Below are 23,882 nucleotides of genomic sequence, written 5' to 3'. Positions count from 1 at the left end.
GGACGGGATCGGCACCGCGGCGTTCGCGGGCGAGCGTCAGCCCGTGCGGGGAGTGGTGTCGTCGGGGGCCGTCCGGGGTTTGGTGTGCAGGACGTCGCGGACCTGCTCGGCGGCGCGGAGCATGCTCTCGCTGATGAAGTCGCTGAAGCGGGCGATGTTCTCCAGGCGGGTGGCCGCGGGGGCGTCGCGGCCGAGGACGGTGACGCCCTGGCGTGCGGTCCGGGCGACCTCGGCGATGCCGTGGGCGGCGGCGATCGTGGACTGGTACCAGACGTCCTCGTCGACGAAGTAGCGCTCACGGCGGCGTTCGTCGCGTTCGCGGCGGACGAGGCCCTGGGCTTCCAGGAAGGTGACCGCTTTGGAGACGGAGGCCGGGCTGACCTCGAGGCGTCGGACGAGCTCGGCGGCGGTCAGGCTGCCCGCGTCGGCGATGAACAGGCAGGTCAGCACCCGGGCGGTCATCCTGGGCAGGCCCTGGCCCATGAGCAGGGTGGTGAAGGTCTCCTCGTACTCGCGCACGGCCTCGTCGTCGGGGACGCGGGTGCGGGTGCCCTGCGTCCGGGGCGGGGGCTGCCTGCGCCGGCGGGCGCGGTGTTCGGTGGCGCGGTGGGCCAGGTCGGCGCGGTAGGCGAGGGGGCCGCCGTTGCGGTCCACCTCACGCGTGATCGTCGAGGTGGGGCGATCGAGGCGTCGGGCGATCTCCGCGTACGGGAGGTCGTCGGCCAGGCCGAGCGCGATCTGCTGGCGGTCCTGCTGGGTGAGTCTTCCGCCCGACACCGGGGTCTCCTCCGATTGGTCCGTCGAAGCGGCCAGCATAGCGTTCACGCTTCACTCATTGCAACGATCTGCCAATCTGACGTTGCGTTACTCCTATACTCGATGCAACGAAATAGGGCCTTTGAACTGCAAGTATTCGAAAGAAGCGCAACATCTTCGTTGCGTACTTATTGAACGCAACGTAGCGTTCTCGATGTCAGAAACGAGAGCGCACAAGGAGAGCACCATGCAGACCTTCACCACCCCCGCCCCGGTCACCGCCGTCGTGGAGATCGCCGCCGGCCGCATCCAGGTCATCGCCGCCGACCGGGCCGACACCACCGTCGAGGTCCGGCCCGCCGACCCCGCCAAGGGCCGCGACGTGAAGGCGGCCGAGCAGACCGCGGTCGAGTACGCCGACGGTGTCCTGCGGATCCGCACCGCCGAGCCCGAGAACCAGTACCTCGGCCCGTCCGGTGCCCTTGAGGTGACCGTCCAACTGCCCGCCGGCTCCCACCTCAAGGCCCGCACGGCCTCCTGCGAGCTGCGCGGTGTCGGCCGCCTGGGCGACGTCGACTTCGAAGGCGCCTACCGCCACATCAAGATCGACGAGGCCGCGACCGTGCGCCTCACCGCGGTCGACGGCGACGTCGAGGTCGGCCACCTGGCCGGCCCCGCCCACATCACCACCGCCCGGGGGGCCATCCGGATCGCCTCGGCCGTGAGCGGCGCGGTCGTGCTCAGCACGCGGATGGGCGACATCTCGATCGCCGCCGCCCCGGGCGTTCGGGCCTCACTGGACGCCGGCACCGGCCACGGCCGCATCGGCAACGCCCTGAAGAACGACGGCGCCGCCGCACTCGACATCCACGCCACCACCGGCCAGGGCGACATCACCGCCCGCAGCCTCTGACGAGCAGTACCAGGACCGTCCGGCCGGGGCCCGGCGCGACCGGGTCCCCGCGGTCACTGCCGGACCGGCCGCCCCGGCCGCGCTCCACCCACCCCGTGTCCTCGCCTCGGGCCTCCACCGAGCCGGCCGGATCCGCCGCGCGGGAGCGGCGCCGTGGGCGTATGGGACGGCGAGGCGGCCTGCGCCGCCGGTCCGCCCCGGCACTCAGCCGCCGTTCCCGGCGCCTACCGGGAACCGGTGGCCAGGTACGGGGGCGGGCGACGTGGACGGGCGGCCGGTCGGCGAACGTGACCCGCTCCAGGGCCACCCGCGAGTTCCCCGACCACGCCGAGGCGATCCGCGACCCAGACGTCGGGCACGGTCGCCGCTGCCGACGAATTCCCCACTCGGGTCACCCGCGGTCGGTCACCGCGAGCACGATCTTCCCGGTGGTACGGCCCAGTTCGCCCAGGCGGTGCGCCTCGGCGGCCCGCTCCAGCGGCAGGACGGTGTCGACGACCACCCGCAGGCGGCCGTCCTCGACCAGGCGGGTGATCTCCCGCAGGCCCAGGTGGTCGGGCTCGACGAGCATGAAGTCCGCCCGGACGCCGGCCGCCTCGGCCTCGGCCCGGGGGAAGGTCGCGTCCGGCGGGAGGAGCGACACCAGGGTGCCGCCCCGGCGCACGGACCGCAGGGACCTGGCGGGGCTCCCGCCGCCGAGGGGGTCCAGCACGACATCGACGTCACGGACGGTCTCCGCGACGTCCCCGGTGCGGTAGTCGACCGGTTCGTCCACGCCCAGGGAGCGCAGCAGCCCGTGCTTGGAGCTGCTCGCGGTGCCGATCACGTAGGCGCCCAGCGCCTTGGCGATCTGGACCGCCAGGTGACCGACTCCGCCGGCCGCCGCGTGGACCAGCACCCGCTGGCCGGGCCGGACGGCGGCGGTGTCGACCAGCGCCTGCCAGGCGGTGAGCGCCGCCAACGGCAGAGCCCCTGCTTCGACGTGGGTCAGCTTCGCGGGGCGGGGCGCGAAGTGCCGGGCCGGCGCGGTGACGTACTCGGCGTAGGCACCGGCCGGGTGGGGGAAGCGCGGCATCCCGTACACCGCGTCGCCGGGCCGGAAGAGGGTGACGCCGGCGCCGACCCCCGCCACCACACCGGAGACGTCCCAGCCGAGGGTGAACGGCGGCTCGACGCCGGTTGAGAGCAGGCCCCGTTCGCGGGTCTTCCAGTCCGCGGGGTTCACCCCGGCCGCGTGCACCCGGACCAGGACCTCGCCGCGGGCCGGCTCGGGGCGGGCGGTCTCCACGAGCCGCAGGACGTCCGGGCCGCCGGCGATGTCCTGGGAGACGGCGCGCATGGTGGTGGGGAGGGGCATGGTGCTGTGCCTGCTTTCCGTTGATCGGCCGGGGTTCCGTCGAGCGAGGCCCGCCGCCTCGCCGCCCGTTCGCCCGGAGTCGCCGCCCGTTCGTCCGGGCGCCCCGTCAGAGTGCCCGTGCCGGCCCGCCCCTGGTGGTGGCGCGACGGCCACGTGGTGAAAGGATCCGGCCATGCACCACGTCGGCGTATTGGCCCTGGACGGCGTCCACCCCTTCGAACTCGGCATCCCCGCCCGGATCTTCGGCGCCGCCCGCGACGAGTCGGGCGAACCGCTCTACACCGTGACCACCTGCAGCCTCGACGGCGGGCCGGTCCGCACGGGCGCCGACTTCGACCTCGCGGTCTCCCGGGACGCCACCCTGCTCGCCTCCGTCGACACCGTCGTCATCCCGCCCGCGCAGTGCCTCGCCGAGCTCCGGGAACACGGCCGGCTGCCCGACCACCTGCGCGCGGCCCTCGCCGCGATCCGCCCCGGCACGCGCATCGTCGCCATCTGTACCGCGAGCTACCTGCTGGCCGCGGCCGGACTGCTCGACCACCGGCCCGCCACCACCCACTGGCGCGAGGCCGACCGGCTGCAGCGGTTGTTCACCACCACCCGCGTGGACCCCGACGTCCTGTACGTGGACGACGGGGACGTCCTGACCTCCGCCGGGGTGGCCGCCGGCATCGACCTCTGCCTGCACCTCGTCCGGCGTGACCACGGCAGCCGGATCGCCAACGACGTCGCCCGCTCCTGCGTCGTGCCGCCCTGGCGCGACGGCGGCCAAGCCCAGTACATCCGGCGCCCCGTCCCCGAACCGACCGGCACGAGCACCGCCTCCACGCAGGCCTGGGCCGTGGAACGGCTCGCCGCCCCGCTCACCGTCGCCGAACTCGCCGCACACGCCCACACCAGCGTGCGCACCTTCGCCCGCCGCTTCCGCGAGGAAACCGGCACCACGCCCGTCCAGTGGCTCACCCGCCAACGCGTCGACCTGGCCCGCCACCTCCTCGAAACCACCGACTGGCCGGTCGACCTGGTGGCCCGCCGCGCAGGCCTGGGCACCGGGGCCTCGCTGCGCCACCACCTGCGCGCGGCCGTCGGCGTCGGCCCGCAGGCCTACCGCCGCACCTTCCGGCCGACCGGATGACGGTGCCGCGCAGGAGGTCGATGGAGTCGACCAGCTCGGAGCGCTGGACCTGGGGTGGGTGGTGCACCAGGTTCCATCGCCCAGGAGGCGCCGTCACCGAGGAGTTCGCGACCTGGCTCGTCGCCAACCCGATGCGCGGCCTGCGGCCGTAGGCGCGGAACCCGGTCGGCCGGCGCGTGGGCGGTGTGCCGCACCTCGGGACGCGGAAGGGCAGTGCGTGCGGCGGCCTGCAGGCAGGGACTTCGGCGAACCGATCGCGCCCGCCGGACATCCCTGGCATCATCCGGCGTGCGGCCCGGGAGATCACCCGGGTGCGCCACACACGGACGCGGCAGGGCGGGTGGGGATCCGATGGACGGCCGGGCGGGGACTCCGGGCAAACCGAAGCGGCCGCGCCGGGACTCCCGGACCGCGCGCACCCTGATCGTCCTCGCGGGCCTGCCGCTGGTCGCCCTCGGCTTCGTCCTGTTCGTCGGCACCTTCGAGGAACACGGCGGCTACCGCACCGCCCCCGTCTGCGGTACTCCGGCGCCCGGCCCGTACACCGACTGCCTGCTGCTGGAGAGCGGCCAGGTCACCAGGAAGTGGGTGTCCAGCTCCGTCGACGACGGAACCAGCTACTTCCTGAACATCGCACACGGGGCAGGGTCCGCCCAGAAGTACGAGGTCGACGAGTCCCTCTACCGGCACGTGGAGGCCGGCACCGCCGTGGACCTGAAGATCTGGAAGGACACGGTGGTCCGGATCGCCCACGACGGGCACGAGGTCAGCACCCTGACCTTGTCCTGGCACGTCTGGCTCGGCCTGGCGGAAGCGGCGCTGCTGATCGCCGTGGGCACGGTGGTGACCGCCTACGGACTGCCCGGCCGGAACCCGGAGTTCTGGAACAGCTCGCCGGTCCTCATCATGGGGACGGCCCTGGTGACCTCCATGGGCGCCGTCTTCCTCACGCTGGTGCAGTGGCCCTTCCCGGTGACCCTGGGGCTCGCCGTCTCGGCCTGGCTGATCGCGACGCTCACCGTCAGGTACCAGCACACGTCCTTCTCCTGACCGTGCTTCGGCCGGGTCTCCCCGGCGACCGGCGACCGGCGACCAGAGGACCAGGACGGCCAGGAAGGAGGCCAGCGGCCCCGGCCGGGCGCGGAGACGGGCAGGAACGCACGTCCGGCTGGCCGGGACGTCCACGGGATCCGGCTGTTGGCATCCGGCGCTCTCACGGCGTTGTTCTGGTCCGGGCGGTGCAGTGGTGGCAGTAGACGACATCGATCGGCCCACCCGATGTGGCCTGTTTCATGGCGCGCACCGATGACACGGTGAACAGCCCGCTGAGAGCGAGCAGTACCGCGTTCGTGGCAGGGCTTCCGTCATGCGGCTTCGCGCCCACGAGGAACAGCGCGACCGCGATGAGACACCGCAGGACGCCGTGGCCTCGGGCGACCGGCCGGTGCCATTCCCGGAACACGGTGATCCTGGTCGTCTCTTCGCACCGTGGGCACGCTGCCCGGCCGCCTCCGCCGGTTTCCGCCGACTCGAACGACAGCTCATCCGTCACGCGACCACCCTACGGGTTGGCCCGGACGTCCTCGATACGGTCCTCGGCGTGGGCGCGGGATCGAGCCAGTCGCCAGGGGCTTTCTGCACGTCCGACACCACTTCTCCCTTCGCGAGCGGACCCGTGGGCGTCAACTTCCCGAGGGGAAACCCGACTTCACAAGCCACCGGTCGGCGACCCCGGGGGTGCCGACCGGGCGGCGGATCGCGCTGCCGCCACAAGGCTCGGCCCGGTCGTCGCCGGTCGAGGCCAGGCTCGGGGAGTTGGCCGAAGGGCGCTACCAGGGTGTTCGGGCGTAGGGGCGCCGGCCTGACGATGCATCTGAGGGGACATGCACCAGATGATCCCCCGTCAATCACCGGCGTCCGTTTTGCGATGAACAAAGCTCGGCAGTGTAGAGATCAAGCCAGTGCGTGCACAATCAGACAATTTTAAAAGATGATCGGAATTTCGTCCGTGTACAACTATGCTCCTCGCGGTGCCGGGACAACTGTCCTGCTGCAAAGGGGCCCTGACGGGCCAGGGGGAAAACGTGAGGGGTTATGACCTACACGACAAATCGGACAGGATTGCCGCAAGGGCGGCGGGTCCGCAAGAAACTTTCCGCGCTGATAGCGCTCACTCTTGCCGCCACCGTGGCCGGTACGACCACCGCCCAGGCCCTTCCGTCCGATGTCGGTCCGGCGCCGCTGCCGGCTGACACCCGCGCCAGGGTGGTCGAGGCCTGGGAGCTGGGCGGCGTCTCGACCAAGGACGCCGCCGCGAAGGCGCTGGTCGGCTCAGATGCGGACCTCACCAAGTTCCTCGGCGAGACCCTGGCCCGGGCTTCCGCCGAGGACGAGCGCTTCGCCGTCCTGAAGATGCTCAGCGACACCGGTGTCGGTGTCCGTGAGGCCGCCATCAAGGCGCTGAACGGCACCGACGCGGACGTCCACGCGTTCGTCACGTCGGGCTGGCAGAAGCCGATGGACGAAGACCGCCGGGCGGCGGTCTTCTACGTGCTGAACAACAGTGAGGCGGGTGTCCAGGCGGCCGCCGCCAAGGCGCTGAACGACGGCAGCCAGAAGGCCCTGGAGGACTTCCTGACCACCGGTCAGGCCAAGGCGCAGGAGGAGGACGACCGGTTCGCCATCTTCGCCGCGCTCGGCCAGAACCCCGGGCCCGAGTACACCAAGCAGGCCCAGCGGGCGCTCGCCGGGACGGCCCAGGACGTCCGCGCGTTCCTGGAGAAGGGCCAGTACCTGGCCCGGACCCGGGACCAGGAGACGCTCTCGATCACCCAGCTCGCCCAGGCGGCCAAGGAGGCCGGCCAGCGCGCCAAGAACGAGACCGAGAACGCCAAGCAGGCCGGCGCCCGTGCCGAGGATGCCGCGGGCAAGGCGAAGGAGGCCGCGCAGCGGGCCGCCGCCGAGGCCGCCGCCGCCAAGGACGACGTCAACAAGGCGGGCGCGGCGGCCAACAGCGCCGCGCAGGCCGCCGAGGGCGCGGCCGCCGCTGCGGAGACGGCGATCTCCGCCTCGAACGCCGCCGTCGCCGCCGCGCGCACGGCCGCCTCGGCCGCGCAGTCGGCCGCCTCGGCCGCGGCCGCGGCCGAGCAGGCCGCCTCCAAGGCGTACCGGGCCGCCGCGTCCGCCGCGGGCAACCGGGACGAGGCCGGCGCCGCCAGCGCCGCCGCCCAGCAGGCCCGCGATGCCGCCAAGGGCGCCCGGGACGCCGCCAGCGCCGCCTCCGCGGCGGCCAGCGCGAGCACCGACGCCGGGCGCTCCGGCGCCGCCGCCGCCCGTGCCGCGCGCGACGCGGCCAGCGCCGCCGAGGCCAGCGCCCAGGCCGGCAACTCGGCCGGTGCCGCCAGCGCCCAGGCGGCCCGGGCCCGGGCCGCGGCCGGCAAGGCGCGCTCCGCGGCGGACCTGGCCACCGCGGCCTCCGGCCAGGCCGAGAGCCTGGCCAACGCGGCCGCCGCGCACGCCGCCGAGGCGAACCGGAGGGCCACCAGCGCCGCCGACCACGCCGACAAGGCGGCCACCGCCGCCGAGCAGGCCGCCGCGGCGGCCGGCCAGGCGCAGGACTGGGCCAACGTGGCGACCGCCCACGCGAACGCCGCGATCGAGGCCGCGACCGCCGCCAACGACGCCGTCACCGAGGCCCAGAGCATCGAGCAGCTGGCCCGTCAGGCCGAGGCCGCCAAGCTGGAGGCCGACAAGCAGCAGGGTCTCAAGGAGGCCGCCGCCCTCGCCAGGGCGGAGGCCGCGGACCAGGCCAAGCTGACCGGTGACCAGACCTCGGCCGCCGCGCTCGACGCGGCCACCAAGGACCTGGTGCAGAAGGCCGCCGCCCCCGGTGCCGACACCAGGACCGCGGCGGGCTTCGGCCGCAAGGCCGCCGTCAACCTGCTGGGCAGCGCGGGTTACTGGACCCGGGACGCCGCCCGCGCCGCGCTCGCCGACAACGACGACGGCGTGGTCGCCTGGGCGAGGAAGGAGTACCAGGACGGTCTGCGGCTGGACGACCGCGACAAGGTGACCTACCTGTCCACCATCGGCACCTCCACGCTCGCGGGGGCCGCCCAGCGGACGCTGGAGAGCACGGACCCGACCGCCGTCTCGAAGTTCCTCTCCGGTGGCGCGCTGGACGTCCAGGCCGACGACCTCCGGTACACCGTCTTCACCATGCTCAACGGAGCCGGGACCGCGGTCCAGCGGGACGGCGCCGCCGCACTGAGCAACGGCAGCGCCAAGGCGATGTCCGACTTCGTCCACACCGGCTACCAGCGCGCCGTGGCCGAGGACGATCGGGTGACGATCTTCTCCGTCCTGAACGGCCAGGCCGGTCCCAACGTCAAGGCGGCGGCCGAGGTCGCGCTCGCCGGGCCGGCCTGGATGCAGCACGACTTCGTGACCACCGTCCAGTACAAGGCCGCCGTGCTCGACTCGGACACCGACACCCACGTGTCCTCGGTCCTCGCGCTGATCGCCAACGCGGCGAAGGACGCGGTCACCGCCACCGAGAACGCCCAGCTGGCCTACCAGGTCGCGGCCAACGCCCGCAACGCCGCCCAGGAGGCCAACGACTGGGCGAACAAGGCCCAGGCGTCGGCCCAGCAGGCCAAGGGCTACGCGGACGACGCGAAGGCCAAGGCCACTGCGGCGGACGCCTCGGCGAACGCCGCGGCCGCCTCCGCCCAGCAGGCCAAGTCGGCCGCCGCGACCGCGCAGAAGGCGAACCGCGCGGCCAACTACTCGCTGAACCAGGCGGTCGCCTCCGCCGACAAGGCCACCGCCGCCGCGGCCGGCGCCCGTGCCTCGGCCGCCAGCGCGGCGGCCTCGGCGACGGCCGCCGGCAAGAGCGCCTCCGAGGCCTCCGCGGCCGCCCGGGAGGCGCACGCCGTCGCGGCGGACAAGCGGGCCCAGGAGCAGGCGGCGGCGGCAGCCGCGGCGGCCCAGGCGGCCCGTCAGGCCGAGGCCGCGAACGTCAACCCGTCCAACAACCCGGCCAACGACAAGGTCAACGAAACGGCGTCCGCCACCCCGCCCGGGGGCTCCGGTGGAAGCGGTGGAAGCGGCGGGACGGGCGGCGACGGCAAGGACGGCATCCGCAACTTCGCCACGGAAGCGGGGCACTACAGCACCATCTGGGGCCTGATGGCAGTCACTTCGCTCGCCCTCCCGCCGCCCCTCGGGGAGATCGGGTTCGGCGTCTTCGGGGCGTTCTCCCTCGGCGCCGGTCTGATCAGCGCCGGCGGGTTCCTCCTCGCCGACGGCTTCAACAGCAGTTCGTTCATCAACGCGGCGACCGGCGCCGCCGTCGGCTGGATCGGAGGCCCCTACGGCAAGGTCTTCGGCGAGATCGCCGGACCGGTCGTGAAGACCAGCATCAAGGGCGCCAAGGCGGTCGGCCAGAAGATCATCGAAGGTGGGTCCGCCGTGGCCTCCGGCATTATCGGCCTCTTCACCTGGTGATCTCCTGAACCGTCCGGCGGTCTAGGCTGCCGGAGAGCGGTGAGTCAATTCGAACGGGACCGTGGGGCCGCGTCCGTCGCGGCCCCACGGTCGACTAGGGGTGGACATGTACCAACTCGACCTCAGCACGACCTCCTGGTGGCTGATCGCGGCCCTGTGTGCGGCCGTCAACCTCGCCCTGCTGGTGCCTTCGATGCCGACGCGCGCGACCCGGATCCGCGTTTCGTCCATGCCGGTGATTTTGGCGACGTGCGCCTACATCGCCTCGATCACCAAGCCCGACTACTCGCCCCAGCTGCTGCTCTCGATGTACTCGATCGCCTGCCTGATGATTCCCGCGAGCCTGCTCGGATTCCGCAAGAAGATGGCGCGGATGGTCCTGGAACGCCCCGAGGACGGCAGCCTGCCGCCGGAGCACTACGGCCTCGCCCAGGAAGCCATGATCCGTTTCGCCCTCGCGGCGGTCGCGGCGGGCGGCCTCCTGTACCTGTTCAAGCCGTAACCGCCCGGCAAAGGGCCGTTCGGGATATCGGTCCGCCCATAGAGTTCGTATGCATACTCGCGTTTCGGCAATTCTTCTCCCGGTCGGAAGAACGATCTTCCGGAACGTCATCCGTTCGTGATAGCAATACTCCCGGTGACGGCCTCCGGGCCATTCACGCAGATGCCGTGAACCACCGACTCCGAAACGTTCCAGGGGGGATTCCCATGCGCTCCATTTCCAAGCTGCTCGTCGCCGGCGCGGTCGCCGGCTCCGTCGCGTTCACGGGTGTCGCGGCCGCCAATGCGGCGACCGGCGCTCCGGCCGGCTCCGTGGCCGTCACCGCCGACGACACCCCGCCGCCGCCGGCCGTCGAGGACTTCGCCTACCCGGGCGCCGACAAGATCTTCGCGGACCGCGGCATCAAGCTCATCACCGGTGACGGCCACATGCTCCTCGTCGACTGCCCCACCCCCGGCACCACCAGGCCGGGGGTGCTGCTGGTCGACACCCGGGGCATGGCCGACCGGGACACCGTCGGCCACGGCAAGTTCTGCTTCCAGATCACCGGGAACAGCGCCTCCCTCAAGCTGGAGCTGCCGTCCGTCTACGGCATCACGACCCCCGACTACGCGGTGACGGCCCACATGGTCACCGGCGCCGCCGGCCAGACCGAGGAGAAGACCTTCACGCTGCAGCGGAACATGCCGAACGCGGTCGGCGAGGCCACCGAACCGCAGCGCCGCCCGTACACGCTGCTGGACCTCACCGCCGTCAAGTGACACCCCCGGGCCCTGCCGCGCGGCCGCGGCGGGGCCCGCACCATCCTGCCCCGACATGCGCTCCGGCCCCGCCCCGATGCCGGGGGACACCTCGATCTCCCGCACGCCGTGCTTCCCCGCCGTCCCGCAAACCCCCACCGACACCCTCACCCCGCTGCGTCCGGTCGTCGCTCGGGCCCTGCGCGGCATCCCGCCCGGCCGGGCGCTTCCCCGCACCGCAGGGTGATCCCGCCCGCGGGCGCACCGGGAGGGCAAAGAACCTGACCGGGGCGAGTCGGGCGGGACGAGACATCTGGTCAAGGGGTGGGACAGCGTCCACCCCGCACGCCGGTCAAGACCGGAGAAGAACTGATGTGCAGTCAGTTGCGCTGAGGGGGAGTAGTCCTCAGCCCGACCTTCGACGGCTGGTCCCGTAGCCATACGTGTGAACCCGGAGTCAGGGGCACCCGGATGTCCTTGGCTGCGGCGCCACGGGTTCACTCTCCGCACTCGCGCTGATCTTCGCATTCTGCCTCGCCCTGCACTGCGCCCCGAGCGCGAGGACCCCGCTCGGAGGGCTACCGGCGCGCCCGGCCACCCTCCGGGCGGGCCGGCACACGACGCCAGCCAGCCCTGGGTGCGGCCGACCTGGGACGGCCCCGCCGGGGAAGGGCTCCCGGACGTCCGGGAGCCCTGAGTGCCCGGCAGCCGTCAGGAGACGCGCTTGAGCTGCCAGGAGTTCTTGTCGAAGCTCGGTACCGAGGAGTACTGGCACCCGGAGCTGTAGAAGCTGCTCACGATCGTCCAGCCGGCCGGCGGCCAGGTGGAGGCGCAGGCGTTGACCACGGTGCCGACCGGGTAGCCGGTGAGCTGCATGATCTTCTTGGTATTGGGGTTGAAGCCGGAGCCGCAGCCGGCGCTGTTCCACCACTGGACGTCCACGAAGCCGTCCGGGGTGAGCGATGACGAGCAGGTCGTGCTGGTGCTGCCGGGCGCGGCCTGGGCGGTGCCCATGGTGAGGGTGAGGGCGGCGGCGGTACAACCGACGGTCAGGACGGCGGCGCGGAGGCGGGTCACGGAAGCGGCTCCTCTCGGGTGACGCGGCGGGTCCGCGCCACGGCCCATTCCTACCGGTACGAATGACTCCTCGAACAGTGCGTTTCCGGCCCGACCGGCGGCGCTTTCCCGCCCCCACCCGGCCGGGACCGCTCCGGCGTCAGGCGTGCGACCTGTGCCCCCGCCGAAGTGCCCGCTCGGCCGCGCTCGCCGCGTCCGCTCGACGGCACCGTCCTCGATGGACCGGCCCGGCCAACCGCACCGGTCTCGGCGACGATCCGGCCTTCCGCCCCGGCAGCTGGCTGCGCCAGCAGGACAAGGCCCGCACCGGCGGCAAGCTGACCAACCGGCAGACCGCGCTCCCTGACGCCATCCACCGCCACGACACGGAACCGCACGGCCGCTCACGGCGTGCCAGAGGACGTACGTGGCCGAACCGCCGCCCGCGCAGAAGAGAGACAGCGATGACCCAGCAGGACCGCGCACCCCTGTCCGTGCACCGGCCGGATGCCCTCGGCCGGGTCCCGAGAGCTCCGACCGGTCGGAATCCTTTCCGGACGATACGGCCATGGATTCCGGCTTTGCTGTTCCTCCTGGGGTTCCTGGTGGTCTACCTGGTCGCCGTCTGGACCCCGTTCGGGCAACGGGCGGAGAACGGTCTGTTGAACCGGAACGGCGGCGAACCGGCATGGATCTACGACTGGTCGGGGTCGGTGTACGACTCGGGAGCCTTGCCGCCGCTGGACTTCACCGCCCTGCCCACCCTGGTCGTGGGCACGGCCGTGATCGTGGCCGTCACCCTGCTGCGGCGGTGCTGGTGGGAGGGCTGCGCGGCGATCGGGGTTGTCGTGGTCACGTTTGGGGGTACCGAGGTGCTCGGCAAGGGGGTTCTGCCCCGCCCCGATCTGGTGGACGCGCCCGCCATGCTCACCGCCGCGAGCTTCCCCAGCGGACACGTGGCCGTCCCCGCCGGGCTGGTTCTCGGCACCGCCCTCGTCGCCTCCCCCCGCATCCGCCCCTACGTCACCGCGGCCGGCATGCTGTGGCTCGCCGTCACCGCCGGTGCTGTCCAGGCCCTCTACCACCACCGGCCGAGCGACGTGCTGGGGGCCACGCTGCTGGCCTGCGCCTGCCACAGCTTCGCGACCCGGCTGCTGCCATCAGCCGCCCCAGGGGTCACACGCCGCCCCCGTGCGCGGTCGGCCATCGCCCTCGTGCTGTCAGCGGCCGGCGCGCTCGCCGCCGGCGCACGGGACGACTCCGTGACGGGACCGCTGGTCTTCGCGGCAGCGGCCTTCCTGTGCGCGGCCCTGCTCGGGTACACCGCAGCGGAGGGACCCGCACGCACCGCACGCCGCACGGGGCCATGACGACCGGCAGGTCGCCGAATGCGCCCGCGAGGCCACCCACCGGGCCGGTCGGGTTCCGGTGCCGGGCCGCCGACCGGGTGGGTCGGCGCGGGGAAGCGGGCCCAACCGGCCCTATCCGGCGTACTCGCCGGTCGGAAACCCTGGCTGTAGGCGCCCGCAGCGCCGGAACGGCGCGACAGCGGCAGGCCGGCTACGGACGGGCCCGGGTAGTGCGTCGGCGGGGGCATGGAACGCACCTGAGTGCCCGGTCAGGGTCCTGCCGACTCGGAGGGACCGGAGTGTGGAGGAAACGCCATGACCGACACGACGCCCCGTGCCGAGGCGGAGGACAAGGAACTCGTGGCCACGCTGGTCGTGGCCGCGTTGGAGGCGGCGGAGGCACCCGGGCAGGTGGGTGTCTTCCGTGCCGACCGCGACGGCTACCTCGCGGGGCACCCCTCCGGTGGGCCGCCCGCCGACGAGGAGCTGGACTTCGGCATCGAGGTCGTGGCCCCGCTGATACCGCTCGCGGTCGCCGCTGCGAAGGCCGTGATCTCGGTGATCACCGACGCGTTCGCCGCGTCCCTGCAGGACGAGATGCAGACCACCTTCTCCCAGTGGCTCCACCGGGTCCTGCACCCTCGATCCGGCGACGGTGATGGGCACGGTGAGCCGGCACCCCTGCCGGGGGAGGTTCTGGAGCGCGTACGGACCGCCGCCTACGACGTGAGCCGCCGCATGGGGGCGGACGAGGACGACGCAGAGGTCATGGCGAAGGCGATCGTGGGCACCCTTGCGGTGGGCCCGGTGGGCCGCCCGCAGGCCGCGTGACCGGACGGGCCGGCCGTGACCGCTGCTCAGCCGCCCGGACCCTGGGACGCGAGCGTCCTGAAGTACCCGGCGGGAACCGGTGTGCGCGTGCTCCTGCTGACGGCGCTCGTCCTGATCTCCGGAGTGTTCGTGGGCGACTGGCTCTACCTGGGCACGGTCGCCGGCCGACCCGGAACCGTGGCTCCCGTCCAGTGGCTCCTGGTACCGCCGCTGGCGGCGCTGGCCACGCTCGCGGTGCTCACCCTCGTGGACCCGGCGATCACCGAGCGGCGGTGTCGCCTGGTGGAGGTGCCTCCCGGGGCCGGTGGCACCGCTCGGTCACGTCTGGTGCGGATGGCGGCCCGAGCGGCGCCGGGGCCGCCCCCGCGCCTGATGTGGAACCCGGCGGCCCAGGGGGCAAGCGCACGCGCCTACGGGACCCCGTGGAACCACCGCATCGTGGTCGCACCGGCGCTTCTGGACGCCGCCCGCCGGAAGCCGGCCGCCTTCGACACGGTGCTCCGCCACGAGCTCGCCCACGTGCGCAACCGCGACCTCCTCCCGGCTGCCGCCGCACGACATGCGGGAAACGTGGTGGTCCTCCTGCTGGCCGTGCCCGTGCTGTGGCGGCTGGTCGACCACGACCTGTCGCTGCTCCCGGACTTCCTGTGGCGCGCACTGCTGCTCGTGCTCTTCGTCCACGGCGTCCGGGCCGCAGTGCTGAGGACGCGTGAGCACTACGCGGATGTCCGTGCCGCCTCCTGGTGCGACGAGCCGCTCCGGTACGCAAGGCTCTTCGCCGCACACCGACCGGTACCACCGGGCTTGCTCCGGCGTCTGTCCAGGGGATTGTTCTCCCTTCACCCGGCTCCCGGACGACGTGCTGACGTGGTGACCGATCCGCGGCTTCTCGGCAGACCGGGCAGCGGCGAACTGCTGGCCCTCGGACTGTCCGCAACCGCGGCCCTGCCGTTGCTCCAGGAGTTGATCATCTCTCTGGGGCAGAACCCCCTCACCGCCGACCGCACATCGCACACGGCGGCGTACGCCGCCCTGGGAGCGGGGATCGCCGCCATCGCGCTGAGGGCCACCGGAACGGAGACCCTGGGGGCCGGGGCACTGCTCGGCTCCGGGGCCGTGCTGATCTGCGGCGCGGTGTGCGGCTCGATGGTCTCCCTCGCCGGCACGGGGCTGCTTCCCGCCAACGGCCCGTCGGCGGGCCTGGCCTCCGGCGCAGCCGCGTACGTGGCGGCCGAAGCGGTGACGTGTGCGGTGGCCGGAGGCGTACTCCTCGTGCTCCTCGCCGACGGACTGCGGCTGCGCCCGGCGGGCGACGGCCGCCCGCCCCGCGTCACGCGTACCGTTGTCCTCGGTGTGGTGGGAGGCGGACTGGCCGCGGCATCCACTTTTCCGGCCGCCGTGCTGGTGGTGGAGGCGGGCCCCGCGTCCGCACGTGAAGGCCTGCCGCTCCTGACGCGGAACGACCCGGCGACGATCGCGCTCGGACTCCTCGGCGTCCTCTGCGCCTTCACCGTGCTGGCCGCTGCCCGCAGAAGGGCCTCCCTGGTGATCGGACTGTGCGTCGGCGCTGCTTGGGGTGCGGCGGCGACGGCGGGATCGATCATCCTGCGCACGGCCGTCCAGCCCTTCCCGAACGGTGACGCGGTGTGGGCCTACTACGTGGACTCCGTGTGGATCGCGATCGGGGCAGCGGCCTTGTCGGTCACGCTGGGCGGGATGCGGCGGGAAGGCGCCCTCCTCGGTGTCATCGCCTCCTGCACGGCCTGTCTGACGGCCACCGCCGGGCTGGCGATCGTGCAGGCCGTCGTGGGCAGACCCATGGACCAGGAGGCCCTGATCACCACGGTGCAGTTCATCGGCAACCCGGCGGCGCTGATAACGGTCCCGCTGGCGGCGGCGGCATCGGTGGTCGGCTTCACCGCGAGGCGCGGAACCGAACGCGCGTCGGTGGCACGGCTCGGTCGATGAGTTGCTCCCGGCGCCACGCGCGCCGCGGTTGCCGGAGCACCGGTGCTCCGGCAAGGTGATGACCGCAGTCGAATTCGAATGTGTACGATCTTCAACCTTCCCGGTCGGTCGACGCCGGTGCCACGGACGGCGGCCCGGACCGGTACCCGGTCTCCGCGCCCGTAGCCGCATTCCGCAGGAAAGGCCAGGGTCCCGCGATGAGGTTCCGTTCTCTCGGTCTGCTCGCCGCCGCGGGCCTGACCGTGGCGCTGGGCGCCTGCGGGGGCGGAGGAACGACACCGAACACGTCTCCCCGGCCGAGCTCCTCGACAGCCGGCCCCCGGACCTCGACGCCGCCGTCGACCGAAGGCGGGAGCAACCCGGTGAGCAGCAGTGCGGAAGGGCCCTGGGCAGCGGCGGCCGAACGGGCCTGCGGCGACCTCTACGGCAGCCGCGGTACCCCCGAACGGGCCACGCCGCCGGACGGCCAGATGGCCGCGGACGCGCGCTGGGCGGCCGATCTCCAGGGGCAGGCGGCGAGCCGGCTCGGTGGTATCGGTGGAGCAGACTCGTACGGCGCGCTCCTGATCCAGGACATGAAGTACGCCTCGGCCCTCAACCAGGACCTGGGGCGGTTGTACGGTGAGAACGCGTCGGCCTCCGATCGGTTGGAGATGGACAAGGCACAGCTCAGCCAGACCCAGCAGCAGGTCGCGCAGATCTCGGACATCCTGGGAACGCCGTCGTGCGCCGCCGTCGCCGAGGAGACCGCGCCGGCCCGCTGAGGCGGGTCGTCGGCCCCGTCTACCGGAGGCGGGGCGGCAACCGGAAGCCCGGGCGAGGTTCGACGGTTGCGGTCGGGGTGTTGTCGGTCGGGTGAGAACGGGGTTGGGGCGGTGGGCGCCGACTCCGGCGCCGAGGCACTCGGTGAACGCCTCGACGGCCCGGGGGCATCCGCCGGCCGCGGCGCACGGCCGTGTGGACGTGCCGGACCGGGGCGGCCGGCCGGCTCGGGTGGCGGGTCACGCGAGGAAGTCGACGCGGTCGATCAGGCCGTTGCGCACCCGGTAGGCCACCAGCACGCGGATCGGTTCGCTGCCCACGCCGTGGGCGAGTTCGTGGTCGATCACCCAGTCGCCCTCGGTGAGCCGTCCCAGGATCCGTGCCCGGCAGCGGCCTTCGGCGAACAGGACCGCGTACCTGTCGTGCAGTGCGTGCCGGCCCCGCAGCGGGTGACCGCCACGCCGGTTGACCACGACGTCCTCGGCGTAGGTGGCGGCGAAGGCATCGATGTCGTGGTTGTTGTAGGCGGTGAGCTGGCGCTCCACCACGGCGCGCGGGTCGGTCGGGTCGTTCATGCGGGCGGACGCTCCTCTGGTGGTCGTCGGGGGATGGTTCAGGCCGCCAGGCGGCGGGCGGCGAGTTCGGCGTAGAGCGCGGCGCCGTCGGGGAGCACCGCATCGTCGAACCGGGCGTAGGGGGAGTGGTTGAGCGGCAGGTCGTCGGCGTCGACCCCCTTGGGGGCGGCACCGAGCCAGGCGAACGAGCCCGCAACGGCTTCCAGCACACGGGAGAAGTCCTCCGCTCCGGGGAGCGGGTGCGGCATCGCCAGGTAGCGCTCCTCACCGAGGACGTCCCGGACCGTGTCGGCCAGGAAGTCGGTCTCCGCGCCGTCGTTCTCGGTCACCGGGTACCCCTGGTCGTAGTCGACGTGCGCGCGCAGGCCGTGTGCTGCCGCGATGGCCGTGACCAGCTCCACCGCGGCGTCGGCGACCCGCGAGCGCGTCGCCGCGGAGAAGGTGCGCACGGTCGCCTCGAAGCGGGCGGTCTCGGGTATGACGTTGTTCTGCGTGCCGGCCCGGAACACCCCGACGGTGATCACCACCGGGTCGAACACGTCGAAGCGGCGGGTCACCATGGTCTGCAGGGCCGTGACCATCTCGCAGGCCGCCGGGACCGGGTCCTTCGCCCGGTGCGGCACCGAACCGTGTCCGCCCGCGCCGTGCACGGTGACCCGCAGTGCGTCGGAGGCGGCGAGGACGGGGCCGCGCCGGGAGGCGACCTGGCCGTGCGGCATGGCCGATGCCACGTGCAGGGCGTACGCGGCGACTGGCTTTCGGCCCGCCGCGTCCAGCACGCCCTCGGCCAGCATGGCCCCGGCTCCGTTCCAGCCCTCCTCTCCGGGCTGGAACATGAAGACGACATCGCCCTGGAGCCGGTCCCGGTGTGCGGCCAGCAGGTGGGCGGCCCCGGCCAGCATGGCGGTGTGAAGGTCGTGTCCGCAGGCGTGCATGGCACCGTTGTCGGAGGCGAACGGCACAGGGGCCTTCTCGGTGACCGGCAGGCCGTCCATGTCGGCGCGCAGCAGCACCGTGGGCCCCGGCCGGCCGCCGCGCAGCACCGCGGTGACCGAACTCAGCGCCGTGCCCGTCGTGACCTCCAGCGGCAGGCGGTCGAGGGCCTGGAGCACCCTCTCCTGGGTGCGCGGCAGGGTCAGGCCCAGTTCGGGGAAGCGGTGGAGGTCGTGGCGGAGCCGGACCAGGTCAGGGGCCAGCGCGAGGGCGTCGTCGTGCAGGGACACGGTTGTCTCCGATCGGTCCCACGTGTGGCGGGATCCGGTGTGCGGGGCGATCTTGCTCGCCGATTCTGGAACTCTCGGCACACGGCATGAGAGATTTCGCAGGTTTGCTTCAGCAAGAGGCCATCGGACGAACGAATCCGCCAACGGCCGGCCACTGACCGGCCCGCCACGAGCGGACCCGGCACGACGGCGGACCGAGTGCGGGGGCGGACGGCAACCGCGAGTGGAGGAGGCCATGACGGTGGACGAGTTGGACCTGGCACTGGTGAACGCGCTGCAACTGCGGCCCCGGGCATCCTGGTCCCTGCTCGGGCAGGCCCTGGGGATCAGCCCGGTCACAGCAGCCCGCCGCTGGCAGCGGCTCTCGGACGCCGGGATCGCGTGGGTCACCGCCTACGGCCTGCCCTCCCCGCAGGACCGCGGCTGCGTGGCCGTCCTCGATCTCGACTGCACCCCCGGCCAGGCCTCCCGGGTTGCCGACGAACTGGCCGAGGAACCGCACGTGGTGACGATCGACCACGTCTCCCAGGGCTGCGACCTGGTCGCCACCGCGGCCTTCACCGACCTGGCGACGCTCTCCCGCTACACCACCGAACGACTGGGACGCATCCGCGGCATCACCTGCGTCCGGGTCCACCTGGCCACCGCCTTCTACTCCGAGGGCAAACGCTGGAGGCTGGACGCACTGGACCCCGGCCAGCGCCAGGAACTGCACGACGATCAGCCGGCGAACGGCAAACCAACCCCCGAACTGCGGCAGGAGGACCGCGAACTGCTCATCAGGCTTGGGGTCGACGGCCGCCTCGGCGTGGCCGAACTGGCCGCCGCCACCGGGCTCAGCGCCTCCACGGTGCGCCGCCGCCTCGATCGCATGGCCGCCGCGGACGCGCTCCGCTTCCGCGGCGAGATCGGGTCCCACGACGCCGGCCGCCCGGTCCAGGCGACGTACCGGGCCGACCTGCCGGCGGACCGGCTCGACGAGGTCGGCCCCCAACTCGCCAGACTCCCCGAAGCCCGGCTGTGCGTGTCCGTCAGCGGCGCACACAACCTCCTCCTGTCCGTCTGGCTGCGCTCCCTGGCCGACGTCCAGCGCCTGGAAGTCGCGCTCGCCCGCAGGTTCCCCGACCTTCGGGTGGCCGAACGCCGCATCTCGCTGCGCAGCGTGAAACGGATGGGCCGCATCCTCGGCCCCGACGGACGCGCGGTACGCGCCGTCCCCATGGACATCTGGCGCGACCCGGTCCCCCCGTCCTGACCACCCGCCGGCGAGAGCCGCTCGACCCGGACGGCTTCCGGCGCGATGCCCTATCGCGGCTGGTCGCGAGGTCCAACGCACGGATGCGCCCGATCGTGTCGGTGCGCCTGCCGGCCCGTGGGACCCGGTACGAGCAGCCCGGACTCGTGGGCGACCGTCTTCACCAGCAGGCCGGCCCGTCGACGCGGCTGTCGGCCCCCGGCCACCGCTGCCGCGCCACGCTGTGGACACACTGCCAGGTGGTCGGCCAGGCTGGCACCGCCACGGGTCGATCTCCTCCAGCGCCTGGAGCGACCTCTGCACGGGTGCGGAGGAACGGACTCAGAGCGCGTTTGAGATCTGCCATGGGACGATCAGTCAGTGACTCGACTCGTGAACCGTGACCGCTCCCTTGAGGAACTTGAGCGCGACCGCCGGTCGGCTCCCTCGGGCCCCGAAACCCGGCTGATGGCGACTGTGCGCGAGCTTCGGCGCAAGCCGATCGGTGACCTGACGGTCGAGGACATGCGACTGCTGATCAGGCAGGACGTGGGTCTTGCCCATCTGCTGCCCCTGGCGGTGGAGGTTCTCCGGGTCGACCCGCTGGCGGAAGGCGACTTGTACGAGGGCGATCTGCTGGCCGCCGTGCTCACCCGGAGTCCGGAAGTCTGGAGCGAGTTCCCCGAAGTCGGGCGGGAGGTCCATTTGATCGTCTCGGAGCTGGCCGACGTGCCGCCTGCTCTGGAACGCGAAGTTGAGGGGTTCCAGGCTCTGTAGCTCGCCGACAGCAGCTGCCTCCGGCGAGGGGCCGGCAGGCTGTTTACGAGGGTTGCCGGACGAGCGGTCGTGGGCCGGGGCTCGTCGCAGCACGGCCTCGGGTGAGCCGGCGGACCGTGACGCCGATCATGGCCCATCGAATCATCGTCTCCGAGTGCGCCGGGCCGGTCTCGCAGTCCCGGGCGAGGCACCAGTGGGCGGTGAGCCATGAGAAGGTAAGCTCTACCGCCCACCGCTTGGGCTGGACCTGGAAGCCGCGCTGGTCGAGGTCCTTGCGGACGATCTCCAGGTCGCGGCCGAGGATCTTGGCGGCCCACTCGACCAAGCGGCCGGTGAAGCCCTGGTCGGCCCAGATCTTCTTGCCGCTCGGGTGGTCGAGCCTGGTCCACAGCAACGGCCGCTTCGCGCCGTCGCGGTCCTGGATGCTCGCCTCGACGACGTGGACGGCCAGGAGCAGGCCGAGGGTGTCGGTGACGGTGAACCTCTTGCGGCCCTTCGCCTTCTTGCCCGCGTCGAAGCCCCTGGTGGCAGCGGGGACTGTATCGGCGGTGCGGACGGACTGCGAGTCGATCAGGCCCGTGCTCGGCTCCACGTCGCGGCCGTCGGCTTTACGGACCTTGCCGCGCAAGGCGTCACGGATGCGTTCAACGGTGCCGTCGTCGTGCCACCACGTGAAGTACCAGTACACCGTCGGCCAGGGCGCGAAATCCTTCGGCAGCTGCCGCCAGGCACACCCGGTCCGCACCACGTAGAAGATCGCGTCCACGATCCGCCGCCGCGGATGCTTCTCCCGACGTCCGCCCTTCGGAGCCACCCTCGCTGGCGGAAGCAACGACTCCACTAAAGCCCACTGCCCATCCGTCAGGTCCGACGGATACCCACCCCCAACACCGCTCACGGCGAGCTCAACGAACGCCTCAGCAACGGGACAGGGAAGATCTCAAACACGGTCTCAGGACTTCCGAGGAGCAGAGGCTGCCTCAATGGATAGCCGGAACTCATCTTTGGCCAGGCCGATGGCTTTGACCGATGCCTTCGAGGCCGTTACGGCCTCTACTAGCTTTTTCGCGGATCTTGCTACATCCTCGGTGCTCCATTCCAGAGCTGCGGCGGCAGCCGCCATACGTGACCTGTGCGGTTGCATCTTTGCAGAAGCGAAAGCGCGGTCTCGCTGTGCGGCCACCACGGCAGTGATTGATTCCGCAATTACAGACAAGTTGAAATCGGTGTTTGAGTGCTCATCGGCGTGTCTGGAGACTAGCCGGAGACCAGCAGATAGAGTCGACAGGCTCGACAATACCGCTAGCTGCCCGCCCCATGCCCGGGCGGATACGGCGCGGGCATCAGAATACGCCTCGACAGCTTCGAGTAAAGCCGATCCTTGCTTGACCAGGGCCTCGCGACTTGCTCGCTCTTGGGTCCGAGCCGCTGTCTGGCTCGTAAGCCACCAGGTGAGAGGCACTGCTGCAAGGGTGGTAATACTCCCGATAATGACGCTGCCATCAGTCACATTTCACAGGATCCCCGTCATCTACAGGAGTTTCAAGAGCCGCCTTGGTGTGTCGGGCGTGGCGCCGAAGATTCCTGTCGACAGGCGGAGTTCGTGGAGGCCGTCGCCGAGCAGGCCGGCGCCCCGGAGCGGGCCCGGAACATCCCGGGGAAGCATCGGCAGCCCGTACGACATCCGGTTCTGGCTCATGTCGTCACCTGTCCCTACGGCGTAGCCTGCCTGGTGGGGGAGCCCGATCTCCTTCGTCCGAGGGGACGGCGAGACCGGGCCGGCTGGGGGAGTGGGCGTGGGCATCGGGGAGATGCTGGACCGGCTCGGCGCGGTGTTCAGGCCGCCGCCTGCGGACGGAGTGGTCCCGGTCCCGTGCCCTCCGCGGGGCGGTGCCGGCAACTGGCGAGGGCCGTGTTCGGCGGCGGCCCGGCCGCCCGCGATAGGGATCGGAAGAATACCTGGGGCAACGGCTGCGGCCTCGGTCGCCCCACGGTGGTGAGGTTTCGGCGCAGGTGACGGCCCGGCGCAGGGTGGGGCCGGCGACGATCGCGGCGATCCGGCGGCCGGGGCCGTGCGTAGACGGTGCGGGGTGGTCTCTGAGTTGCCCGTGAGTCAGGTCGAAGGCGGCCCGTACCCGGAGGGAGCCGGGACGTCCCAGCAGACGTCCCCGGGAGTGGGCTTTGTGCTACGTTCCAGGACCCGGGGGGCCGACATGGACAAGACGTCGGGAATTCGTGAGGAACTGGACCGGCTGGGTCGGTCCCTGCGTGGGCAGATGGTGGGGCTGATCACCGATTTGACCGTTCGTGTCCACCTGTGCAGGTTGTCCCTGGACGAACCGAAGGTTGCGGACCGGAGCGATCCGCCGCGCCACCACTATGCGGCGGAGTACCAGGGCAATCGTCCGGCTGGCGCCACCGCCGTCGGGACGGCCTCCCGTGCGGCCTTCCTCCTCCGCACGGCGGCTTGGGACGTCACCGTGTCCCGGGAGCACGACGACGGGAGGCTCTGGACGGTGGTCGTCGCTCACCGGGACGGCAACGAGATCCGTGTCCTGACGAGTGACGACACGCCCGCCGTGGTGTTCCGCGGACGGACGCCGGCGCTGGCCCTGTGCCCACCGCAACCGGTCGAGGAGCCGGAGCCGGTGCGCACGCCGGCGACCGTCACACCCGGTTACGTCTGCTACGAGTGCGACGGCCTCGGCCGGTGTCCCGGGTGCGCCGGCCGTGGGTGGGTGCCCAGCCGGAAGCGGCCGAGGAGTCGGTGCGGGGAATGCGGCACGACGATGGTCTGCCCCATCTGCCGGGGTGGGGGCGAGTTGGCTGCCTCCGGCCTGTCGGAGTACCAACGCAGCCACTACCCCGAACTCGACTGGCACTGACCACCGGTCCGCCAGGTCCGCACGCCTTCACCGGTGGCCTCGCGGGTGATCGGTGCCGGGGCGGTGTGTAGGGAAGCGCCGATCACCTCCTCGGTGCTGATGCCCACCTGCGCCATGTCCCCGAGGCGCTTGGCCCACGGGGTGGGGGAGTCCAGGCGCTTGGTGGCGGCCTCCAGCTCGTCCAGCCACGCCGGCGGCGCATCATCGGGCCGGCTTCCCGCAGGAACCTGCGGGACCGCGCTCGCGTACCTCGTCGTCTTCGGCTCGCTCGGCGCCTTCACCTGCTACGTGTGGCTGCTGCGAGCGGCGCC

22 protein-coding genes are annotated in these 23,882 nt (G+C 72.3%); 15 read left to right on the top strand and 7 right to left on the bottom strand.

The annotated features are described in order from the left end of the window. Nucleotides 1-36: 36 nt before the first annotated feature. Nucleotides 37-777: a helix-turn-helix domain-containing protein gene (locus tag AB0C76_RS38120; RefSeq protein WP_359974563.1), complete on the bottom strand. Its 741-nt coding sequence runs from the start codon at nt 775-777 to the stop codon at nt 37-39. A gap of 226 nt (nt 778-1,003) precedes the next feature. On the opposite strand from AB0C76_RS38120, the gene AB0C76_RS38115 reads away from it, so the two are divergent. Continuing rightward, the gene (locus AB0C76_RS38115; RefSeq protein WP_359974574.1) at nt 1,004-1,669 is read left to right on the top strand and encodes a DUF4097 family beta strand repeat-containing protein; all 666 of its coding nucleotides are present in this window, start codon (nt 1,004-1,006) and stop codon (nt 1,667-1,669) included. Between the two features lie 391 nt (nt 1,670-2,060). Here the strand turns inward: AB0C76_RS38115 and AB0C76_RS38110 are convergent, their stop codons facing one another. After that, nucleotides 2,061-3,026: an NADP-dependent oxidoreductase gene (locus tag AB0C76_RS38110; RefSeq protein WP_359974561.1), complete on the bottom strand. Its 966-nt coding sequence runs from the start codon at nt 3,024-3,026 to the stop codon at nt 2,061-2,063. Nucleotides 3,027-3,198: 172 nt separating this feature from the next. Here AB0C76_RS38110 and AB0C76_RS38105 point away from each other — a divergent pair, with 172 nt between their 5' ends. The 3 genes from AB0C76_RS38105 to AB0C76_RS38095 all read left to right on the top strand — a co-directional run bounded on the left by AB0C76_RS38105 (nt 3,199) and on the right by AB0C76_RS38095 (nt 5,211). Next, nucleotides 3,199-4,161, top strand: coding sequence for a helix-turn-helix domain-containing protein (locus AB0C76_RS38105; RefSeq protein ID WP_359974559.1), 963 nt, complete (start codon nt 3,199-3,201; stop codon nt 4,159-4,161). Nucleotides 4,162-4,181: 20 nt separating this feature from the next. Further along, entirely contained in the window at nt 4,182-4,313 is a 132-nt protein-coding gene (locus AB0C76_RS38100) for a hypothetical protein (RefSeq protein ID WP_359974557.1), read from the top strand. A gap of 199 nt (nt 4,314-4,512) precedes the next feature. Then, nucleotides 4,513-5,211, top strand: coding sequence for a hypothetical protein (locus AB0C76_RS38095; protein ID WP_359974555.1), 699 nt, complete (start codon nt 4,513-4,515; stop codon nt 5,209-5,211). A 163-nt stretch (nt 5,212-5,374) separates the two neighbouring features. Here the strand turns inward: AB0C76_RS38095 and AB0C76_RS38090 are convergent, their stop codons facing one another. Then, nucleotides 5,375-5,713, bottom strand: coding sequence for a hypothetical protein (locus AB0C76_RS38090; protein WP_359974553.1), 339 nt, complete (start codon nt 5,711-5,713; stop codon nt 5,375-5,377). 635 nt (nt 5,714-6,348) lie between these two features. Here AB0C76_RS38090 and AB0C76_RS38085 point away from each other — a divergent pair. The 4 genes from AB0C76_RS38085 to AB0C76_RS38070 all read left to right on the top strand — a co-directional run bounded on the left by AB0C76_RS38085 (nt 6,349) and on the right by AB0C76_RS38070 (nt 11,158). Next, nucleotides 6,349-9,669, top strand: coding sequence for an ALF repeat-containing protein (locus AB0C76_RS38085; RefSeq protein ID WP_359974551.1), 3,321 nt, complete (start codon nt 6,349-6,351; stop codon nt 9,667-9,669). A 106-nt stretch (nt 9,670-9,775) separates the two neighbouring features. Then, a complete protein-coding gene (locus tag AB0C76_RS38080; protein ID WP_359974549.1) occupies nt 9,776-10,171 on the top strand; it encodes a hypothetical protein in 396 nt (131 codons plus the stop codon). Between the two features lie 206 nt (nt 10,172-10,377). Continuing rightward, on the top strand, nt 10,378-10,932 hold the full coding sequence (locus tag AB0C76_RS38075) for a hypothetical protein (RefSeq protein WP_359974547.1): 555 nt from the start codon (nt 10,378-10,380) through the stop codon (nt 10,930-10,932). A gap of 55 nt (nt 10,933-10,987) precedes the next feature. Further along, a complete protein-coding gene (locus AB0C76_RS38070) occupies nt 10,988-11,158 on the top strand; it encodes a hypothetical protein (protein ID WP_359974545.1) in 171 nt (56 codons plus the stop codon). A 464-nt stretch (nt 11,159-11,622) separates the two neighbouring features. Here AB0C76_RS38070 and AB0C76_RS38065 read toward each other — a convergent pair whose 3' ends face one another. Then, nucleotides 11,623-11,988 (bottom strand): hypothetical protein, encoded by a 366-nt coding sequence (locus tag AB0C76_RS38065; protein WP_359974544.1) that lies wholly within the window; start codon nt 11,986-11,988, stop codon nt 11,623-11,625. A 560-nt stretch (nt 11,989-12,548) separates the two neighbouring features. On the opposite strand from AB0C76_RS38065, the gene AB0C76_RS38060 reads away from it, so the two are divergent. The 4 genes from AB0C76_RS38060 to AB0C76_RS38045 all read left to right on the top strand — a co-directional run bounded on the left by AB0C76_RS38060 (nt 12,549) and on the right by AB0C76_RS38045 (nt 16,879). Next, nucleotides 12,549-13,337, top strand: a complete 789-nt coding sequence (locus tag AB0C76_RS38060; RefSeq protein WP_359974542.1) for a phosphatase PAP2 family protein — start codon at nt 12,549-12,551, stop codon at nt 13,335-13,337. Between the two features lie 294 nt (nt 13,338-13,631). Further along, nucleotides 13,632-14,147: a hypothetical protein gene (locus tag AB0C76_RS38055; protein ID WP_359974540.1), complete on the top strand. Its 516-nt coding sequence runs from the start codon at nt 13,632-13,634 to the stop codon at nt 14,145-14,147. 15 nt (nt 14,148-14,162) lie between these two features. Then, on the top strand, nt 14,163-16,115 hold the full coding sequence (locus AB0C76_RS38050; protein ID WP_359974538.1) for a M48 family metalloprotease: 1,953 nt from the start codon (nt 14,163-14,165) through the stop codon (nt 16,113-16,115). A 362-nt stretch (nt 16,116-16,477) separates the two neighbouring features. Beyond that, nucleotides 16,478-16,879, top strand: coding sequence for a hypothetical protein (locus AB0C76_RS38045; protein ID WP_359974536.1), 402 nt, complete (start codon nt 16,478-16,480; stop codon nt 16,877-16,879). Between the two features lie 237 nt (nt 16,880-17,116). Here the strand turns inward: AB0C76_RS38045 and AB0C76_RS38040 are convergent, their stop codons facing one another. Both AB0C76_RS38040 and AB0C76_RS38035 read right to left on the bottom strand, forming a co-directional pair. Then, nucleotides 17,117-17,452 carry a nuclear transport factor 2 family protein gene (locus AB0C76_RS38040; RefSeq protein ID WP_359974534.1) on the bottom strand — a complete coding sequence of 112 codons (336 nt, stop codon included), beginning with the start codon at nt 17,450-17,452 and terminating at the stop codon, nt 17,117-17,119. Between the two features lie 38 nt (nt 17,453-17,490). Further along, nucleotides 17,491-18,675, bottom strand: a complete 1,185-nt coding sequence (locus tag AB0C76_RS38035) for a M20 family metallopeptidase (protein ID WP_359974532.1) — start codon at nt 18,673-18,675, stop codon at nt 17,491-17,493. A 235-nt stretch (nt 18,676-18,910) separates the two neighbouring features. Between AB0C76_RS38035 and AB0C76_RS38030 the strand changes: the two genes are divergently transcribed. Then, nucleotides 18,911-19,930, top strand: coding sequence for an Lrp/AsnC family transcriptional regulator (locus AB0C76_RS38030; protein ID WP_359974530.1), 1,020 nt, complete (start codon nt 18,911-18,913; stop codon nt 19,928-19,930). 360 nt (nt 19,931-20,290) lie between these two features. Beyond that, nucleotides 20,291-20,686, top strand: a complete 396-nt coding sequence (locus tag AB0C76_RS38025) for a contact-dependent growth inhibition system immunity protein (RefSeq protein ID WP_359974528.1) — start codon at nt 20,291-20,293, stop codon at nt 20,684-20,686. Between the two features lie 43 nt (nt 20,687-20,729). On the opposite strand, the gene AB0C76_RS38020 is transcribed toward AB0C76_RS38025, so the two are convergent. Beyond that, a complete protein-coding gene (locus AB0C76_RS38020) occupies nt 20,730-21,584 on the bottom strand; it encodes an IS5 family transposase (protein ID WP_359974526.1) in 855 nt (284 codons plus the stop codon). A gap of 1,192 nt (nt 21,585-22,776) precedes the next feature. Between AB0C76_RS38020 and AB0C76_RS38015 the strand changes: the two genes are divergently transcribed. Beyond that, nucleotides 22,777-23,571, top strand: a complete 795-nt coding sequence (locus AB0C76_RS38015; protein WP_359974524.1) for a hypothetical protein — start codon at nt 22,777-22,779, stop codon at nt 23,569-23,571. Nucleotides 23,572-23,882 lie beyond the last annotated feature (311 nt).

Origin of the sequence: Kitasatospora sp. NPDC048722, from assembly GCF_040650235.1 — a bacterium.
Classification (GTDB): domain Bacteria; phylum Actinomycetota; class Actinomycetes; order Streptomycetales; family Streptomycetaceae; genus Kitasatospora.
The sequence above is the reverse complement of the archived record's forward strand: the minus strand, read 5'-3'. Positions and strand labels throughout refer to the sequence as shown.

Excerpts from the sequence above, each read along its gene's own strand:
- AB0C76_RS38115 (WP_359974574.1), top strand. The coding sequence starts at position 1,004 with ATGCAGACCTTCACCACCCCCGCCCCGGTCACCGCCGTCGTGGAGATC.
- AB0C76_RS38110 (WP_359974561.1), bottom strand. The coding sequence starts at position 3,026 with ATGCCCCTCCCCACCACCATGCGCGCCGTCTCCCAGGACATCGCCGGC.
- AB0C76_RS38105 (WP_359974559.1), top strand. The coding sequence starts at position 3,199 with ATGCACCACGTCGGCGTATTGGCCCTGGACGGCGTCCACCCCTTCGAA.
- AB0C76_RS38100 (WP_359974557.1), top strand. The coding sequence starts at position 4,182 with ATGGAGTCGACCAGCTCGGAGCGCTGGACCTGGGGTGGGTGGTGCACC.
- AB0C76_RS38095 (WP_359974555.1), top strand. The coding sequence starts at position 4,513 with ATGGACGGCCGGGCGGGGACTCCGGGCAAACCGAAGCGGCCGCGCCGG.
- AB0C76_RS38080 (WP_359974549.1), top strand. The coding sequence starts at position 9,776 with ATGTACCAACTCGACCTCAGCACGACCTCCTGGTGGCTGATCGCGGCC.
- AB0C76_RS38075 (WP_359974547.1), top strand. The coding sequence starts at position 10,378 with ATGCGCTCCATTTCCAAGCTGCTCGTCGCCGGCGCGGTCGCCGGCTCC.
- AB0C76_RS38070 (WP_359974545.1), top strand. The coding sequence starts at position 10,988 with ATGCGCTCCGGCCCCGCCCCGATGCCGGGGGACACCTCGATCTCCCGC.
- AB0C76_RS38055 (WP_359974540.1), top strand. The coding sequence starts at position 13,632 with ATGACCGACACGACGCCCCGTGCCGAGGCGGAGGACAAGGAACTCGTG.
- AB0C76_RS38040 (WP_359974534.1), bottom strand. The coding sequence starts at position 17,452 with ATGAACGACCCGACCGACCCGCGCGCCGTGGTGGAGCGCCAGCTCACC.
- AB0C76_RS38030 (WP_359974530.1), top strand. The coding sequence starts at position 18,911 with ATGACGGTGGACGAGTTGGACCTGGCACTGGTGAACGCGCTGCAACTG.